Genomic DNA, 18,754 nt, shown 5'->3' with positions numbered 1-18,754 from the left:
GTTTACTGGCAGCAAATAGCAGGATAAAGGAGAGAAACTATGTGGATTTATGAAAAAAAATTACAATATCCAGTTAAAGTGAGTACTTGTAATCCAGCACTCGCCAAATTATTAGTTGAACAATATGGCGGTGCGGACGGTGAACTAGCTGCCGCCCTCCGTTACTTAAATCAGCGTTATACAATTCCTGACAAAGTCGTTGGCTTACTAACCGATATCGGTACAGAAGAGTTCGCCCATTTAGAAATGATTGCTACGATGATTTATAAATTAACGAAAGATGCAACACCTGAACAAATGAAAGCTTCCGGATTGGATGCGCAGTACGCTAATCACGATAGCGCTTTGTTTTATCATAATTCAGGTGGCGTTCCTTTTACTGCTACTTATATTCAAGCAAAAGGAGACCCTATCGCAGATTTATATGAAGATATTGCCGCTGAAGAGAAAGCACGAGCAACTTATCAATGGCTAATTGATTTATCTGACGACCCCGACATAAACGACAGCTTGCGCTTTTTACGTGAACGAGAAATTGTCCATTCACAACGTTTCCGAGAAGCGGTTGAAATTTTAAAAGAAGAACGTGATAAAAAGATTTTCTTTTAACACACATATCGTAACGATATGTGTTTTTTTATATTTAAAGTTAAATCCTTCCTAATTAACATATAAATAGTATATTTATTCAATTTAATGCATTATTTTTTAATATTTATAAAATTCCCTCTTGCTTTCTAGTCATCAGACCTTTAAAATAATAACAGTTACTCGACAAATTATTTGAATTTTCGACAAAAACACTCATTAGGAGGATTTTCTTTATATGCGTACAACTTTAAAACCAGCGCAAATACTTTCGATTAGTTTACTACTATTCGCAGTTTTCTTCGGTGCTGGTAATATGATTTTCCCGCCCCTTCTCGGTCTTTCTTCCGGAGAGAATATGTGGGTTTCCATTACAGGATTTATTATTACAGACGTCGGTTTATCTTTACTAGCTATCGTCGCTGTTGCCCTTGCTGGTGGTAGCTTTAATACTTTAGCGAGCCGTGTTCATCCAAAATTCGCAGCAATATTCGCCATCATTATTTATCTTTCAATCGGCCCACTATTTGTTATTCCACGAACTGGATCTGTATCTTATGAAATTGGAATCGCACCACTTTTCCCAGATCAATGGTACTCTATGTTAATCTTTAGTGCGATTTTCTTTACAGTCGTCTACTTCTTATCATTAAATCCATCCAAATTAGTAGATCATATCGGTAAAATATTAACGCCAATTTTACTTGGAATTATTGCAATTATGGCGACAAAAGCGATTCTTTCACCAGGATCATTTGCAGAACCTATCGGTGACTATAAAGAAATTCCATTTTTCAAAGGATTTCTTGAAGGATTTTTAACTTTAGATGCAATCGGAGCACTCGTATTATCAACGATTGTTGTAAATGCAATTCGTCAAAACGGTATACAAGATAAGAAATCCATTGCGAAATATACAATTATTTGCGGAAGCATTGCGGCCCTGTTCCTAACAATTGTTTACTTCTTACTCGGCTATATCGGCGCTTCAAACGGGAACTTAGGGCAATTCGAAAACGGTGGTCAACTATTAGCTACTGTTATGTACCAATTCTTTGGGACAAGCGGTAATGTTTTATTAAGTATCGCAATTATAGCCGCTTGTTTAACGACAGCAATTGGTGTTGTAAGTGCATTCGCTAACTATTTCACAACAGTATTAACAAATGTTTCATACAAGAAGCTTGTACTATACGTTTGTATTTTTAGTTTCGTTATTTCAAACTTAGGTTTAAGTTTATTAATCAAAATTACATTACCCGTATTAATTATTTTATATCCAATTACAATCATTTTAATTTTCGTATCCTTTATTGATAAATATACGAAACGTAAACCTTCTGTCTATATCGGAGCAATGATTGCGGCCTTCCTTATTAGCTGTATTCATGCACTTGATAATGTGGGAATGATACCAAGTTTTATCGCTAATATCGTACACGCAATTCCTTTTTATGAATTAGGTATTGGCTGGATTGTTCCAGCAATAATTGGTGGTATAGTCGGATACTTTATTCCGCAAACAGAAACTGAAGGTGAAGTTTCTACGAAATAACGAAAAGAAGCGAGCATGAAAAATTGCTCGCTTCTTTTTTATTTTCTATCGCTGAATACAGTATTTGTGTACGATCGAACCGTTAACATATAGTAACTAAAGTAAATGATGATATACACTCCTATACTACCTAGTAACGGAAGACTATATTCGAACATTCCTGTAAAGCCCATCAAACTTAAAAATGCAAAGAATGTATGACAAATCGCAAGCAGTAATGGTACTACAAAAATCGCTCCTACTTGTTTTCTTACAGACTCTGTTGCTTCCCTTTTCGTTAATCCAATTTTCTTTAACATGCCGTATGCCGGTCGCTCTGCCATAGCTTCTGTTATTTGTTTAAAGTATAAAATACATCCAGTAGCAAGAATAAAGACAATCCCTAAAAATATACTTGCAAATAATAATACTGCACCATCTTGCAATTCAGATTGGCTCGCCTCTTCAAAGGATTGGAATTTTGCTTCCTTAGATAGGATACTCCCTAACTCTTTCGTTAGCTCTGCACTCCCATTACCTTCAACGATAAATCCGCTAACTGTTGAAACAGCATGTCCTTGCTGCAACTTATTAAATAACGAATCTTGAACAACAAGTCCAACTGGTGCAAGTTTCGCACTCACAATTGTTTCCTCACGATGATCAGCGATTGTTATACCATTCTTCATCCCTTCAAAGGATACGTCGTTTCCTTCAAGCGAATTCTTTTCTATGTTATATGATTTATACGGATCTAATAAAACAACTTCCCTTTCAGAACCTAGAATGACTTGTTTATTACCTAACATAGAAGCAGATTTATTAAAATCTGACTCTTTTATAACTTGTACGTTACCATTACCTATTAAATATCCTGTTAATATTTGTTCTCCCTCTATCTTTCCTTGCATAGAGAGCATAGCTACAGACGTTTCATTTTTGATTCCTAACTCGTGTTTTTGAATTTCTTCTCTAACTTTCTTATCTAATTCCTTTCCAGTTGTTACATACTCATAACTAACTGGATTCATTAATGTCGCCGTTTTCTGCGCTCCATAATACATACTAGAACTAATTCCAATTGTACATAGTGTCACTGCACTTAATAAAGATAATAGCGCCAGCATCTTTACGTTTCCTTTTATTCTGAAGAACAATGAAGAAATCGATAAAATGTTCGTTCCATTCCAATATTTCGTTTTATCTCCCTTTATTTTATGGAGTGATTTCACTGTATACTGCTCAAATAGTAAAAACGTACCTTTTACAATACACCCAAAAATAAGTAGACCTGTAATAAAGATTGCTCCCAATCCAAAAACTTGTGTGAGTAACGCAATGATATAACCTGTAATTAATAAAACAATCGCTCGTTTTGCCTTCTTACTTGAATACGTAGGTGCCTCTTCTTTCTGATTTTCACCATATAGTAATTCAACTAAACGCTGCTCATAAATTAACTTTTTACTTTTCCATGATGCAATAAAGAAAATCGTACCTATCGTTATAAGGACTTCTACTATAGATAAAAATGAAATCGTAAATGTAAAAGTAAACGCACTTCCCATTAATTTCACAAGAAGCCCTGCACACATATTCGCTATAAATAGACCAGAAATAATACCTAATACACTTGCCGCAGCACCAACTAGTAATGTTTCATAAAAGAGTAACTTAGCAATTTCCTCTTTACGAATGCCTAATAAACTGTATAACGCAATTTCTTTTTTCTTCTTTCGCAAAAAGAAGCTATTACAATAAAAAATAAAAATCGTTAAAAAGATAATCAACAAAATTTGTGCAAACGTAAATGTCGTTTCCACCTTATCTGATTCTTTTAAAAGAGCCACTACACTTTCATTCCGTTTAATCGATACGAATGTAAAATAAATAATAATGCTGCCTACTAATGAAATAAAGTATAGAAAATAATCTTTCACATTTCGCTTTATACTACGTTTTGATACTTCTAAAAAATCCATCGTATACCTTCACCTACTCTCGTATTTCTCTATACATGCAGTGTATACGAATTTGTATTTCTCCCCTATCGATTTTCATTACATCTCTCTTACAATATTGTAATATAACAAAATAAAAGAACCTAGTTTCCTAGGCCCTTCACATCGTATGTTTAAAAGTAAATAACTCTTCTTTTGACTGCACAGCAGGTTGTTCTTCTTCTACATCCGTCTTCTTTATCTCTCCCCCTAATCGAACTTTTGTCATCGCTTCTTCTATACTTTTCACAATCATATTTCCTGAAAAAATAGTAAGCCCGAAAAATGTAATTGGGACAAGAGGAATCCACGGATGCACCGTTAAGGATCTAAAGTATACTCCAATTAAACCTGACCATTCAAGCGTGTAAGAGTCTACTTCTTCTACCGGTCCGAAAAACTTAACAGTTCCGCCAAAGAATACTTCCAGTAGCCCTAAGTGCAGTAAAATGGTAAGAGTCTGCGTAAACTGTTGAAGAAATACGAGTATAAACGTCATATAGAGATGCGGAAAAAGATGCTTTATAACAATATGTCTTCTCGATCCACCTAATATGCGCGCGGCATCAATAAATTCTTCCGTTTGTAATTTACGAACTTCCTTCGCAACATACAGTGCAATAACCGGCATCGCAAGCATTACAAGTAATACAACTTGAAACGAAGCTCTTTCAAAAAAAGTTGTTGTTTCCTCTCCATTTCCAAAGGTATTCACAGAGCGAAGCAAGAAATACGCAATCATAACTGTTGGAATGACTGTAAAACTATCAAAAAAAGCCTCGATTTTTGAAAACCCTCTTTTTACATATGTTCCAAGCACAACACCAAAAAACACACCTATCACCATTCTAAATGCCGCAATTAAAATAGATATACCAATCGTCCACTTCGCACCTTCAATGACTAAATGTAACAGGTCGTATCCTTTCCGGTCTGTCCCGAGTAAAAATTGTAATGAAGGTGAAAACGGTGGCACTTGTGGATTTTCATCCGCATCATATTGCAATGTAACTTGTCTAATATGTCCATCATTCCATATCGTATTTCCGATGCTCAAAAGAACTAATATGAGAAGAAACCCAATGCTTATCCAAAATCTTTTATCGCGTTTTATATACGTCCACATATTATAGTCTCTCCTTCATCGCAGCTGGAATGAGATAATGAAACAATTTAAACAAAATAAAAATCGGAATATAAATAAGCAGCACACTAACGATGAAAACCTCAACCCTAATATCCGGATATGATTTCAAAAACATAAAAATACCTCTCGTATTAAAAATCCATTCTATAATATATAAATTAGATAACATAAAAAAAATATTCGTTTTCGCAAAGAACAGTGTACTAAGCAACACATTTCGTAAAATATGACGATTTAAAATGTGAAAACGCCCCAACCCTTTCGCCTTAGCAAATAGTACATACTCTTTTTCTAGCTCATTTTCAAAACGAAGCACTAACAGTTTTACAAACAGAATCGTAGTCGGTATACTCAAACAAAATATTGGCAATCCTCTAATAGACTCGCCTCCGATTGACGCAATTTGAAAGGGTAAAAAACCTGTCTGTTTAAAAAACCATATAACTAAAATTTGTGATCCCAAAATAAGAAGAATGTCTGGAATGGATTCTAGAAAAATGAGAAACGATTTAATGCGATGTTGTATACGCGGTGAACTACTCATAATCATATAAACGATACAAAATGCTACCAATAATGAAATGCAAAATGCAGACAAGAAAATAACCATTGTTTCTTTATAATGAACAAACAACTGTGGAAATAAAAATTTATCACTTGCATATTGCATATTGGAAATATCCATTAATTTCGCAAATACTTCTTTTAGACTCTTTATGTACGCTGATACATTCAGCTCAAATCCATAAAATAATTTCGGCAGTGCCCCTAAAAAAATAATACCCAAAATCGAAATAATAAATTGAATCGTCACTTCCATCCCATTCAGAAAAACTTTTTTGACCACGTTTTCCCTTCTCTCTTTATATAATTTACCTCCTAATTTTATTCTTAATTTTCTGAATTGTAAATATTTATAAAATAAAAAATCACTAGGTTATGATCCTAGTGATTCTTTATGCGCATGCCCTTCTCTTTTCACAAACGGCATATACAAAATAAAACATCCCGTAAGCGCAGCTATTTCTAATGAAATGATATAGTAAGGATGCGGTCCTAACATATCGAGTAATGAAGCAGTTTCTGGCTTACGAGCTAAAAACATATAATTACCGCCTGTTTTGTAATTCACAAACGAAACAATTGGAATCAATATATTTAAAAATATCATCGTACGCTTAATAGATTGTAATGTCGGACGATATCCTTCCACCCATGTCATAAAGAGTGGTGCCCAAATGAGCAATATATGTGCGATAAAGAATTCTATAAAGCGAAAATGCGGAAAAGCATATTGCACGTTCGGCGTTAAAATGGCTTGCGATGCACCGATAATTCCTGTAAAAAACACAATCTCATATATTCGATAGCTTTTCGTTACAATCATAATCGATGCTAACAATAAACTAATCGTACATAACTCAAATGGTAATGAAGTGCCTAGCTCAAAAATCCCAGCTTTCCATTCCCACATATGAAGTCCAATCTCACTTCCTATAAATAGAAATGCAATCGCATATCGAACCGTTATATTCCACTCACTTTGACGCAATAAATCTTGGTATTGATATAGAAAAAATATCCCCACCAACATAATAAATAATATAATGACATGTTGCCTCGAGTACGGAATAAATGGTTTTAATGGATGAGCACTAAAATAAGCTTCCATCTTCCTTCCTCCTCTCCTTCATACAATATTATTGTTAGAAAGAAGCAACGAGTCAATTCATTTGCTTAAACTAGGACAACCTCTACCTTACATTTAGATATTCATACCTTACAAAACTGTAAGGTTATTGTAAGCTAAAACGATTTGTCAGATTCTTCACCTCTTTTATACTTAATGTAGATACTAAAACGAACGAAAAGGTGATAAATAGATGAAGAAGAAAAATAAAGTGTTAATTACTAGTGTAGTAGCAATCGGAATTGCAGCTGGATCATATTTTGCATTTGCTGGCGGTGGTTCAGAAGTAGCAATGGCATATAGCGGTTATAAAGTTACAGAAAAACAAATTGAAAATGCACAAAAATTTGGCGGCGAAGTTATTCCAAGCGGTATTGAAACAATTTCATTCGATCCAACAAAAGGCACGTATGAATTAGCTGTTAAAAAAGGTGATGAAGTGAAAAAAGGTCAGCTTCTGTTTAAATACAATGACCCTACTGCTAAACAAGGTGTAACGGAAGCAGAAATGCAAAAGAAAATCGCACAAAAAGAAGTAACATTGTTCCAAAAACAAATTGATGCAGCGAAACAAAAATTACAAAAAGATAAAAATGCAGGCCTTCCCGCTGAAGCATTAAAAGCATCAGAAATTGAAGTTGGGCAATTAGAATCACAACTTGAAATGAAGAAATTTGAAGTTGAAAAAGCTGATGAAATGATTAAAGTAGCAAAAGAAAAGGTAAACACCCTTTCTGTAACGAGCCCTACTGATGGTGTAATTGATGATATCGTAAAAACTGCTGATGAAAAAACAGGTATGAGCGGCATTACACTTCGTCACGCTGGTCCATTTAAAGTAAAAGGTCAACTCTCTGAATATGAGCTTGCTAGTATGAAAGTTGGGCAAGAAGTAACTGTTTCGTCAAAAACGGTCGCTGGTAAGACTTGGACAGGAAAAGTAACAGAAATCGGTTCTACACCATTAAAGAGTATGGACGAAAACAAAACAGTTTCTAATTACCAATTCACTGTCACATTAGACAATAGTGAAGAATTACAAAACGGCTTCCACGTATACGTGACAAGTAAATCTGGTGAAGCAACTGGTACAATTATTCCGAAAAGTAGCATCGTGAAAAAAGGTGACAAAAATGTTGTCTTCGTTATAAAAGACGGTAAAGCGAAAGAACAAGCGGTTACTGTTGAATTTGAAACAGATAGCGAAGCGAAAGTTTCTGGAGTGAAAAAAGGAGAGCAAATTATCTCTAAACCTGAAAAAGACTTAAAAGATGGTATGGAGGTTGTCGTTGAATGATTAACTTAAAAGGCATCACGAAATCTTTCCAAAATGGTGCAGAATCCGTTCAAATATTACACGGCATTGACGTAACACTGAACCAGGGAGAATTCACTTCTATTATGGGACCCTCTGGTTCTGGTAAATCAACATTAATGAACATTATCGGTTGCTTAGATAAACCAACAACAGGTGCGTATGAACTAGCTGGTCAAAATATTTCAAACATGTCTGAGACAGAACTTGCACACGTTCGTAATAAAGAGATCGGATTCATATTCCAAAACTTTATGTTACTACCAAGACTTACAGCAATGCAAAATGTTGAATTACCTCTTATTTATGCAGGTGTTGATAAAAAAGAGCGACGTGAACGTTCACTAGCAGCTTTAACAAAAGTAGGTTTAGCTGATCGTGCTACTCACTTACCAAATGAATTGTCAGGTGGACAAAAGCAGCGTGTCGCAGTCGCACGTGCAATCGTAAATAACCCGAAATTTCTCTTAGCAGATGAACCGACGGGTGCACTTGATACGAAAACGAGTACACAAATTATGGACCTCTTTTACGAACTAAACAAACAAGGCTCAACAATCATTATGATTACCCACGATCGTGAAATCGGGGAAGCGGCAGCACGTCAAATTGTAATTCGTGACGGAAATATCGTCCAAGATTGGAGAGGTTAATTTTGAACACGAGTGAAAATATACGCATGGCCCTTTCCTCTATCTTTGCCCATAAAATGCGTTCTATATTAACGATGCTAGGAATTATTATTGGTATTAGTGCTATTATTACTATCATTTCAATGGGTGATGGTACAAACGCAAAGTTTAAAGAAGAGTTAGGCCAAGGAAAAGATAATGAAATAACGATTTACTACAACAATCCTGATTATGGAACAGATAGTGCCAAAATCACACCTGATATGCTAAACCGTCTTCAAACTGTGCCAGGCGTTAAAGATGTTTATCCAGATGTAAGTATGAAAGTAAAAGCATCTGCTGGTTCAAAAGATGTCTCTCTTGATTTAAAAGGTGGAACAGGCGCCTTTATGACAGATTCGAAAATAAAATTAGTTCACGGTCGTGAATTAAACGACAGCGAATTAAACCAGGCAATCCCTGCTGTTATATTAAATGAAGAAGCTTTCAACAAATTATTTAGTGGTTGGGAATCAAATCAATACACAGATATAAAAGGAAAGCCGTATAAAATAGTCGGTGTATACGAAACGAAAAACGAATTTGGAATGGCTATGCCTGAAGGTTACACATCACTGGAAAACGCGCCTGTCATTTCAGGAGTAAATGAGTATGACTCTGTAAGATTAACAATGACCTCTCCAACAGAACGTAAAAGTGTAGAAAAACAAGCCGTTTCTGTTTTAAACGAAATGAAAGCTCCTAAATTTGAGCACAAATTCGAAGCACAAGACTTAGGTGAATTTACGAAGCAATTAGACGAATCCATCGGTATGATGAAAATGGTATTCGGTGGTATTGCCGCTATCTCCTTACTTGTTGGTGGTATCGGTGTAATGAACATCATGCTTGTATCTGTAACAGAGCGTACACGTGAGATTGGTATTCGTAAAGCACTTGGTGCAACGCGCGGTAAAGTATTAACACAATTCTTAATTGAATCTTGTATTTTAACAGGGCTCGGTGGTTTCATCGGATTCATGCTCGGTATCTTCTTCGCTTGGATTGTCTCAATATTTGCCGGATGGCCACTCGTTGTCTCAAAAGAACTTGGACTTCTTGCGGTAGGTATCTCAATGTTAATCGGTATTATATTCGGTCTACTACCTGCTAACAAAGCTGCAAAACTTGATCCAATTGAATGTTTACGATATGAGTAAATAAAAAACGTAGGAGTTTACACTCCTACGTTTTTTATTTTATTGAAGGCAAATTCAATTTTATCGCTGTTTTATTAAAAATCTGCGTCTCTAACTTCTACTATATAACTCTGAAGCAATTCACGAACAAATTCATAACAATATCGTCCCTTTAAATCATGTTTCTTCTATTATATATGTTTCATGTTGCGATTACCTTTTTATCCTTGCAGCTTCCATTTCACATTACAACTATCCTGCAATCCTATTATTGCAAAAATACTATGTAATAACACAAATTCAAGGCGTAATTTTTTCCATACTACAACTTATTTTGTAACAATTATATCTCTATTTCATTAAAATCCCCCCTATATATACGACTTCACACACAATAAGATTATATTTTCATAACTACATTACGATTCAAATAGTTAAATACCCCTTTTTCGTAACATTACAGAAACATTTAAGTAATACCACTGATATATTATTAATCTATTAGTAATTAAAATAGTGTTGATTTTATGAATCATATGTTATAACCCCCCAAAAACCGCAAAGAAAACGTTATCAGGATATTAATGGAATTATTACAGAATATTAACGCCTCATTACGAATGCTTTGTAGTTTTGTGTTTTCCGCAAATAAGAAAATAATGGTTGATATAATGAGGTCAACGAAAAACAAATGCAATGGAGGCTATTATGAAAAAATTTATGGGTATAGCAACAGCAGCGGTTTTTGGTCTTGGGATTTTCACAACATCTGCTAAAGCAGAAACGATTGTAACAACTGATGTACTAAATGTACGAGAAAACCCAACTACTGAATCAAAAGTTGTCGGAAAGTTATTAGATGGATATAAAGTTAACGTTTTACATACAGAAAACGGATGGTCAAAAGTTAAATTAAATAGTGGTAAAGAAGCTTTCATAAGCGCTGACTACACTAAAGATTCTTACTACGTAACAGCAAACGTATTAAACGTACGTGCTGGAGCAAATACAGATTCAGCGATTCTTGGTAAATTGAAAAAAGATGATGTAATCGAAACAACACACCAAGTACAAAATGATTGGATTCAATTTGAATATAACGGCCAAACAGCTTATGTACACGTTCCTTACTTAACAGGGAAAGCGCCAGTTAAAGTTCAGCCAGTAGTTAAAGCTGAAAAAGTAACTAACGTTCAAGATACTGCTAAAGTTCGTGAAGCAGTTAAAGCTCAGGAGGCAGCTGAAGCTCAAGCAAAAACTAAAGCTCAGGAAGCAGCTAAAGCTCGTGAAGCAGTTAAAGCTCAAGAGGCAGCTGAAGCTCAAGCAGCAACTAAAGCCGAGGAAGTAGCTAAAGCTAAAGATGCAGCTAAAGCTCAAGAAGCGGCTGAGGCTCAAGCAGCAGCTAAAGCTCAAGAAGTGGCTAAAGCTCGTGAAGCAGCTAAAGCTCAAGAAGCGGCTGAAGCTCAAGCAGCAGCTAAAGCTCAAGAGGCAGCTAAAGCTCGTGAAGCAGCTGAAGCTCAGGCAGCGGCTGAAGCTCGTGAAGCAGCTAAAGCTCAAGAGGCAGCTGAAGCTCGTGAAGCAGCTAAAGCTCAAGAGGCAGCTAAAGCTCGTGAAGCGGCTAAAGCTCAAAAACCAGCTACACAACAACCTGTTGCAAAAGAAACTGAAACAAGTGCACCATCTTCTTCTCGTGAATTAAGAGTTCAAGCAACAGCTTACACAGCGGATCCACTTGAAAATGGTTACAAAGCAGGAGACCAAGTAAAATCAGCTATGGGTCATAACTTAACAGCTAATCCAAACATGAAACTAATTGCAGTTGATCCAAGTGTCATTCCATTAGGTTCAAAAGTATGGGTTGAAGGTTACGGAGTAGCAATCGCTGGTGATACTGGTGGAGCTATTAAAGGAAATAAAATTGATGTTTTAATGCCAGATAAAGGCACATCAAGTAACTGGGGACGTAAAACAGTTACAGTGAAAATTTTAAACTAATTATTTAAAAAAGAGTTAGTCTCATTATTGAGGCTAACTCTTTTTTTATGATTCTTATATTCTTTCTTTCTCTTGAAAGTAACTAATATTATCCCGAAGCCATTTTCTCTCTGACATAAACAAGTTTCCTCGTTTTTTATATACTTTATCCCGCATTAACGGGCAGTAAAACTCCCACCTCAAAATTCGGCTGGAGCAAAGTAGTTAGGTGGGTGATTAACTGCCCGTAAACGCCCGATTGGTTCAACTAATAATCAGTGGGGGATGAACAAAACCCCCACTGATTAAAGTTTCACTTTACCAAACGTCTTTAAAACTTCCTCTTGATCGGCAAACTTATGTAAGAAACGGAGAGCGATGACGATCTCTGATTCATCAGTAGGCTCTACTTCATTTTTGCGTCTTCTAGAAACAACTTTAGTTACACGTTCGCAAATTGGCTTAGTCGCCATTTCATCTCCATATGCATAAATAGCTCGAACAGCTTCGTATTTCACCATAACATTTCTATCCTTTAAAGCTTCAATATAGACTATTTGTAAGTCCGATCCCCCTATTTTTGCTAACACTTCAATAACGGTTGAACGAACATAAGCACTATCCCTATATAAAAGCTTTGTTAATGGAAGAATCGATTGATTTGTTCCAATCTCAAGCAACGTATAACAAATATTTGTAATCTCATCTTTATTTTCTTCAGTATCCAGCAACTTTAGCAACGCACGTTCCGCTTCTAACGATTTATATAACTTTAAGGAAGAAACTGCCCAAAAACGAACACTATCGTTTTTATGATAAATATAAGGAATAATTTTATTTGTACTACTTACTTCTGGCAACGGATAAATATTACTAAGTAATTCACTTAACAGAGTCGGGCTCTCTTCATATTCCAAACGATCTATAAGGTAATCAGCAATACAGATTTCTTTCGTATTTACAGCGAGTTTCGTCATTAAATAATAAATATCTTTCTTCATAGATACCTTTTTTGCTTTTATTAACTTCTCCTGTAAATAAGGAAAAGTTAATAGGTCATTTAGCTCTTTTGCTTCATCATATGCACGATGCCATATATCTGTCTCTTCATCGGCCATTCGCCTTAATAAATCATCTATATACTCTTCCATCTCCTTCTCCCCCGTCCAAGTTAAATATATCTCTTTGCATTCTATATACGATAGACTACTATTTCAACAGAAAAAAGAGGATGCCATAGCATCCTCTCCTGCCCTTCCCTATTCCACACAAGTAAACTGTGTCCAGGCTCCTACATAATCTAATAAGAATAACTCCTCTTCAGCAATTGTACCGACAATATTTTTCCGTTCATCTATCGGCATTTCTATCAAGATGATTTGTAGTTCACCTTTATACTTACCAAATGAGTTGTTACCAATTACAACTTGCCCTCTTTCCTGTCGTACACTTTCGCGCACTGGGAAGTCATAGTCTTTGTACTTTTTGCGTACTTCTGTAGAACGTACCATATATTCTGTTATGTCGCCGCGTCTTACGTGTAATTCTTGCAGTGTCGCTTTTTTCTCTACTTCAGTCGCTTCGTCTACAAAGTGTACCTTTAGCTGTAACATGTAACGATTTAAGTTTCCTAGTTTCTCTAACTCTTCTTCACTCGCATAAGCATTTCCGATAATAACATCATCAATAAGCCCTGTTGCCCATAAATGTTTCGCTTGTACTTCAATCGGTAAGTTACGATGTTGTTCTAACGTACATAATCCGTCATTAATATCCCATGGACCGATTTCAGCTGCATGTGACGTAATAAAGGCTGCCGTGCGAATACCGTGTTTTTTAAAGCGTTCACTACAGCGAATGAAATAATCATACGGAAGACCAGTGAATTTTTGCGGATAAAAATTATGGCAACCAATTAAAGCTGCTTTATTCGCTTGATGCGAAAGAATATTTTCTAAATAGGCAATATCATTACTTACGTTTAGCTCAATTTTTAAACCGTACGGGTTGTTCGTCATTTTTGCTTCTGTTAATCCGTCAAATCCTACATCTAATCGAATACCGTCTGCACCTAACTCTGCGAAGAATGATAGATCACTATAGCTAATACCAAGTTGATCGAATACTGCCGGAGCTACATCTAAAATAACTTCCATATTGTACTCTTTTGCATGATTAATAATTTCTTTAAATTCAGCTACAATTTCTTCTTTCGGGCGATTCACAGACAACAAACAAGTAAATATTCTTGAAAAACCGTGGCGTGCCGCTGCCGAAATGTATGCCATATCTTTTTCTTTCGTTGAATGCTCTGGATAAAGTGAAATTCCTAATTTACGCTCCATGCTTTTGCATCTCCTTCACACGTTGTATTAATGCCATGCTCGTAAATCTATATTTTGCAGATAAACATGTTGCACATAAAATCGTTGGTACAATGATTACGTACGGTGATTGTAACCCTAACATTACATAGGCACCCATTGAACTACCGATAAATACAATTGATACGAGTAGTAACACTAATAAAGATTTACTTTGTACCCATTTTGAATAATGTGCAATACACTGCCCCGCTACGAATGTAATTAAGATGATAATTGCTCCGAGCATTCTGTTTTCTCCTCTCCTGCTACTTGTTGTTTCTCATACATTTTGAAGAATGGGTAGTAAATAACGAATGAGATAACAAAGTTAATAAGTACAAGTACACCAGCCATAATGGTCCAGTCCGTACTAATAATCGCTGCAATTGGTGCTAACATCGTAAATGGCAGTTTCGCCATCATGAGCGGAATCATACCTGAAACAACTGCGAAATATGATACTGTCGTTGTAACTAACGGCGTTATAACGAATGGAATAATTAAGATTGGGTTCATTACAATCGGCGCCCCGAAAATAATCGGTTCGTTAATATTGAATAAACCTGGTACGAATGATAATCTACCTAACTCTTTTAGGAACTTAGATTTAGAGAACATAAACATAATAACTAAAGCTAATGTTGAGCCTGATCCACCAATCCATACGAACCATTGAATAAATTGCTCTGTAAATAAGTTTGGTAACTGATGTGCATTTCCTGTAGCCGTGAATACTTCCATATTTTCAAGAATTGCTGAATCCCACATCGGACGAATGATTGGTCCTAAAATCGCTGGGCCATGTATACCGAACGACCAGAAGAATACGATTAGGAATACTGTTAATAAACCACCGAATAAATTATTTCCTACTAATACTGATTTTAGTGGTGCGATTAAATATGTGATTGTTGTATTCACATCAAATTTCAAACCGTAACGAATACCCCAGAATAAAAGAATAACGACTAAAGTTGGAATTAATGCTGCAAACGAGTTTGCAACTGCTGGTGGTACACTGTCTGGTAATTTAATCGAGATATTATGCTTAATCATAAAGTGATAAATTTCTACTGCAATTAATGCTGTAACAATTGCTCCGAATAAAGAAGTTGCACTTAATGTTCCTACTGAAATATATCTACCTGCATCAATAACACCTGGTACAGCTTTTGTTATTTGAATTGGTTCAACTGATGCTAGTAAAAAGGCGAGTACAGATAATAATCCTGCACTTAATTGATTGAGCTGATAAAAGTTCGCGAGTGAAGCCCCTACCCCAAACGCTGCGTATAATGCCATTAATCCTACTGTAAATCGGAATGGAATATCTAAAATATGGCGAAACGGTGCAATCCACTCCATATATGCATCAATTGGTAAATTTAAAAAGATAACGAAAAATGATCCGACAATCGTTAACGGTAACGTAGAAATAACTCCGTTTCGAATTGCTAATAAATGTCGTTGCCCCGCAATCTTTTGCGTTGTCGGCATAATCTTCTGTTCCATAAAACTCATAAAACCATTCATCGATAACCCTCCCTATGTTCAATGTGGTGAAATTAAAAAGTTATAACATTATAATGTTTATGTTTAAAAAAATATAATTACGCTAAAATTAATTGTTCTGCTTGCTTAAGTACTTTCAAACCATCACACATGCCATAATCTCGTTGTTCTATTATTGCAACTGGTATATCGTAAGATTTCGCAAGAAACTCTACTGCTGGAAACAAATACTTCACCTGTGGTCCAATTAAAACAACATCAGCATTTTTTATTTCCAGTTTCACAAGTTCTGAATCGACTGCTTTAATTTTATAATCCTTCCCTTGTTTCTTTGCCTCTTCTTGCATTTTTCTTACAACCATACTCGTTGACATACCTGCCGCGCAACATAATAAAATGTACATCTTATATTGTCACTTTCTCTTCCACTCGTTTATGAAGAGTAATAAATTCTTCAGCGAGTTCTTTCACTGTAATGGCATTCATTAAATGATCTTGTGCATGCACTAACAGTAAACTGATTTCTGCATGATTTCCTCTTGCTTCTTCTTGAATTAAGTCTGTTTGAATGCGATGAGCGGATGATATTTCTTCACTAGCAAGTGTCATCTTTTCACTCGCATTCTCAAAATCTCCTTGTCTTGCAAAAGCGATTGCTTCAAGTGCCGCGCTTCTCGCGTTGCCACCATGTAAAATTAACGCAAATGGAGTTTGCATATCAGTCATTTTAAATTCCCCCAAGCTATGTTTTTTCTATATTTTTATCTTATTATGAAAACGCATACAATTAAACATAAAAAACTTCCGTTGTGTAACGGAAGTTTTTATATACTTTTCTTATAAAGATAATAATATCTCTTGGAAATCTGCAATTACTTCAGCCTGAATTAATTTCTCTATCGTATTTTGACTAGACATAATATCGTATAAAAAATCATAAAGCTTTTGTAAATCTTCATTATTATTGCGCTTTACACTAAATAAAATAATAACTTGTACTTTCTTATCTCCCCAGTCAACTGCTTTATCAAGTGTACAAAACATCAAAAATGTTTTCTCACTTAATAACTGCATCGGATGCGGAATCGCAACTAAATTTCCAACCGATGTCGGAGATGTATTCTCTCTTTCCATAACAGAATCATAAAAGTTTGCAGGTACATAACCTTTCAAAGCAGCTTTCTCACATAAAAACTGAATAACCTCTTCTTTTGTAGAGGCAATATGATTTAAGAAGATCAAATCTTCCTTAATATATTGCTGCACACTAGTATTCACATGAGTAAATAACTGCTGACCAATCGATTTAATCTCTTTATCATCAAATATTGAATTCACTTTTATAACTGGCACAGGCAAACCACTCGGTATATGAATCGTACTGATAATACAATCTATTTTATCTTTGTAAAGTTCTTCTACCTTCAATTGATAATAGCCTGTAATCCCTACAATCTCTAATTTATCTCGGAACTGTGATAGAATTTTATATTTCAATAGCTGTGCACTCCCTTGGCCAGTCGCACAAACTAATAAGCATCTTTTCTTTTGATTCTTTTCTTGCAAACGACTCATCGCTCCGCCGAAGTGAATAGCAATATAACCAATTTCACTTTCCGGAATCGACTCACCCGTATATTCACCAATTATGTCTCCAACAAGAACCGCAATTTCAAAGGCATATGGATAATTCTTTTTCACTTCTGCCAAAAGAGGATTTCTCGTATTTAATTTATATTTCAAACGGTTTAATAATGTTTTTAAATGAACACCAAACCCAAATAATAATTCCTCATCATAATAAAAAGTAAGATTCCGTTCTTCCGCCACTTTAAAAAGAATATGTTGCATGAATGCATATAGATCTTTTCCTAATAATTCTTCCACATTTTCATAACGATCTTTCGCTGTAACAGCAGTACTTAATAAATGCATCGTCACATATAAAACTTCTTCTTCTGGAAATGAAAGATTCAACTCTTTCTCTAAATCTCCTACAATCTGTTTCGCAATCGTATATTCTTTCTTTATTATAAGTTCGGCTTGCTTCGCATTCAGTCCTTTCATATAATGCTGATCTTCACAACGCCTTAATGCAATTGCAATATGAATGACTAAATTATCAATTTCTATATCTGATAAATATATCGTTCCTCCCTCAATATACTTTAATATAACCGAACGGATAAGCGATATATGAGGTAACGATAAATATGTATCACTCTTCTCAAATTGCTCATGAAACGGAGTATGGTCATAACGCGGTAAACCATATTGTGATAAACAAGAACGAATATTAAACTCCTCTCCCACAATACGTATACCATAATACGGTCTCTTTTCAATTTGCAGTTTATAGCGACCACATATATCTGTAACATCTTTCATGATTAAATTTACAGTCGATTTACTCACATAAATCTCCTCTGCTAACTGTGAAAGCTTCACATATCCCTCTGTCGTTAAAATACGTTGCAGGATGTACGCTATCCTTTCTTCATAAGAAGTTGGGATCTTTTCCGTCTGTTTTTGAAATAGACTCACGCAAAACTCTTCAAACTTCTTCGTTTGTATAATTTCTAGTGCGTATCCAGTCCCTCTTTGCGATTCAATTTTCGCTCCGTGTTCTTCCAATATATCATTTAATAGTTTTATATCTTTTTGAATCGTCTTCGTTGATACATGTAAACGGCTCGCTAAAAAAGCTCGATTTAACATCGATTTCTCTTCTAAAAACTCCTCTAAAATAGAAATTAATCGCTGATGCACTTTTGTCATAGCTCTTCCTCTCGCTCTTTATATAAAAGGGAAAAAGCCA

15 protein-coding genes and 2 pseudogenes are annotated in these 18,754 nt (G+C 35.3%); 6 read left to right on the top strand and 11 right to left on the bottom strand.

What is annotated here, in order from left to right:
• The first annotated feature begins 39 nt into the window (after positions 1-39).
• On the top strand, positions 40-609 hold the full coding sequence (cotJC, locus tag BAU23_RS21705) for a spore coat protein CotJC (RefSeq protein WP_071735138.1): 570 nt from the start codon (positions 40-42) through the stop codon (positions 607-609).
• A gap of 217 nt (positions 610-826) precedes the next feature.
• Positions 827-2,143, top strand: a complete 1,317-nt coding sequence (gene brnQ2 / locus BAU23_RS21700) for a branched-chain amino acid transport system II carrier protein BrnQ2 (RefSeq protein ID WP_001260916.1) — start codon at positions 827-829, stop codon at positions 2,141-2,143.
• Between the two features lie 38 nt (positions 2,144-2,181).
• Here brnQ2 and BAU23_RS21695 read toward each other — a convergent pair whose 3' ends face one another.
• From BAU23_RS21695 to BAU23_RS21680, 4 genes are all read right to left on the bottom strand, one after another.
• Positions 2,182-4,104, bottom strand: coding sequence for an FtsX-like permease family protein (locus tag BAU23_RS21695; protein WP_071735137.1), 1,923 nt, complete (start codon positions 4,102-4,104; stop codon positions 2,182-2,184).
• Positions 4,105-4,243: 139 nt separating this feature from the next.
• The gene (locus BAU23_RS21690) at positions 4,244-5,248 is read right to left on the bottom strand and encodes an ABC transporter permease (protein ID WP_071735136.1); all 1,005 of its coding nucleotides are present in this window, start codon (positions 5,246-5,248) and stop codon (positions 4,244-4,246) included.
• Between the two features lies 1 nt (position 5,249).
• Complete coding sequence (locus BAU23_RS21685; protein WP_000239669.1) at positions 5,250-6,116, bottom strand: ABC transporter permease subunit; 867 nt, start codon at positions 6,114-6,116, stop codon at positions 5,250-5,252.
• A 90-nt stretch (positions 6,117-6,206) separates the two neighbouring features.
• On the bottom strand, positions 6,207-6,941 hold the full coding sequence (locus BAU23_RS21680) for a YwaF family protein (RefSeq protein ID WP_000388703.1): 735 nt from the start codon (positions 6,939-6,941) through the stop codon (positions 6,207-6,209).
• Between the two features lie 211 nt (positions 6,942-7,152).
• Here BAU23_RS21680 and BAU23_RS21675 point away from each other — a divergent pair, with 211 nt between their 5' ends.
• From BAU23_RS21675 to entC, 4 genes and pseudogenes are all read left to right on the top strand, one after another.
• On the top strand, positions 7,153-8,256 hold the full coding sequence (locus tag BAU23_RS21675; protein ID WP_000728824.1) for an efflux RND transporter periplasmic adaptor subunit: 1,104 nt from the start codon (positions 7,153-7,155) through the stop codon (positions 8,254-8,256).
• Complete coding sequence (locus BAU23_RS21670; protein ID WP_000609096.1) at positions 8,253-8,927, top strand: ABC transporter ATP-binding protein; 675 nt, start codon at positions 8,253-8,255, stop codon at positions 8,925-8,927. The genes BAU23_RS21675 and BAU23_RS21670 overlap by 4 nt, the downstream gene beginning before the upstream one ends.
• A gap of 26 nt (positions 8,928-8,953) precedes the next feature.
• Positions 8,954-10,105, top strand: a complete 1,152-nt coding sequence (locus BAU23_RS21665) for an ABC transporter permease (RefSeq protein ID WP_404841059.1) — start codon at positions 8,954-8,956, stop codon at positions 10,103-10,105.
• 563 nt (positions 10,106-10,668) lie between these two features.
• Positions 10,669-12,079: pseudogene (gene entC, locus BAU23_RS21660) on the top strand (cell wall-binding protein EntC).
• Positions 12,080-12,372: 293 nt separating this feature from the next.
• Here entC and BAU23_RS21655 read toward each other — a convergent pair.
• The 7 genes and pseudogenes from BAU23_RS21655 to BAU23_RS21625 form a co-directional block, all read right to left on the bottom strand.
• Positions 12,373-13,209 (bottom strand): annotated as a pseudogene (locus BAU23_RS21655) (HEAT repeat domain-containing protein); the annotation flags it as partial.
• Between the two features lie 108 nt (positions 13,210-13,317).
• Complete coding sequence (locus tag BAU23_RS21650; protein WP_071735134.1) at positions 13,318-14,403, bottom strand: DUF871 domain-containing protein; 1,086 nt, start codon at positions 14,401-14,403, stop codon at positions 13,318-13,320.
• The gene (locus tag BAU23_RS21645; protein ID WP_000900036.1) at positions 14,393-14,671 is read right to left on the bottom strand and encodes a hypothetical protein; all 279 of its coding nucleotides are present in this window, start codon (positions 14,669-14,671) and stop codon (positions 14,393-14,395) included. Before BAU23_RS21645 ends, BAU23_RS21650 begins: the two co-directional genes overlap by 11 nt.
• Positions 14,647-15,957: a PTS sugar transporter subunit IIC gene (locus BAU23_RS21640; protein ID WP_001013047.1), complete on the bottom strand. Its 1,311-nt coding sequence runs from the start codon at positions 15,955-15,957 to the stop codon at positions 14,647-14,649. The genes BAU23_RS21645 and BAU23_RS21640 overlap by 25 nt, the downstream gene beginning before the upstream one ends.
• A gap of 77 nt (positions 15,958-16,034) precedes the next feature.
• Complete coding sequence (locus BAU23_RS21635) at positions 16,035-16,340, bottom strand: PTS sugar transporter subunit IIB (protein ID WP_000275637.1); 306 nt, start codon at positions 16,338-16,340, stop codon at positions 16,035-16,037.
• A 1-nt stretch (position 16,341) separates the two neighbouring features.
• The gene (locus tag BAU23_RS21630; protein WP_000131329.1) at positions 16,342-16,662 is read right to left on the bottom strand and encodes a PTS lactose/cellobiose transporter subunit IIA; all 321 of its coding nucleotides are present in this window, start codon (positions 16,660-16,662) and stop codon (positions 16,342-16,344) included.
• 111 nt (positions 16,663-16,773) lie between these two features.
• Complete coding sequence (locus tag BAU23_RS21625; RefSeq protein WP_000169814.1) at positions 16,774-18,714, bottom strand: BglG family transcription antiterminator; 1,941 nt, start codon at positions 18,712-18,714, stop codon at positions 16,774-16,776.
• Between the last annotated feature and the right edge of the window lie 40 nt (positions 18,715-18,754).

Origin of the sequence: Bacillus nitratireducens (genome assembly GCF_001884135.1) — a bacterium.
Classification (GTDB): domain Bacteria; phylum Bacillota; class Bacilli; order Bacillales; family Bacillaceae_G; genus Bacillus_A; species Bacillus_A nitratireducens.
Note: the sequence above shows the minus strand (reverse complement) of the source record. Positions and strands in the feature narration are given on the sequence as shown.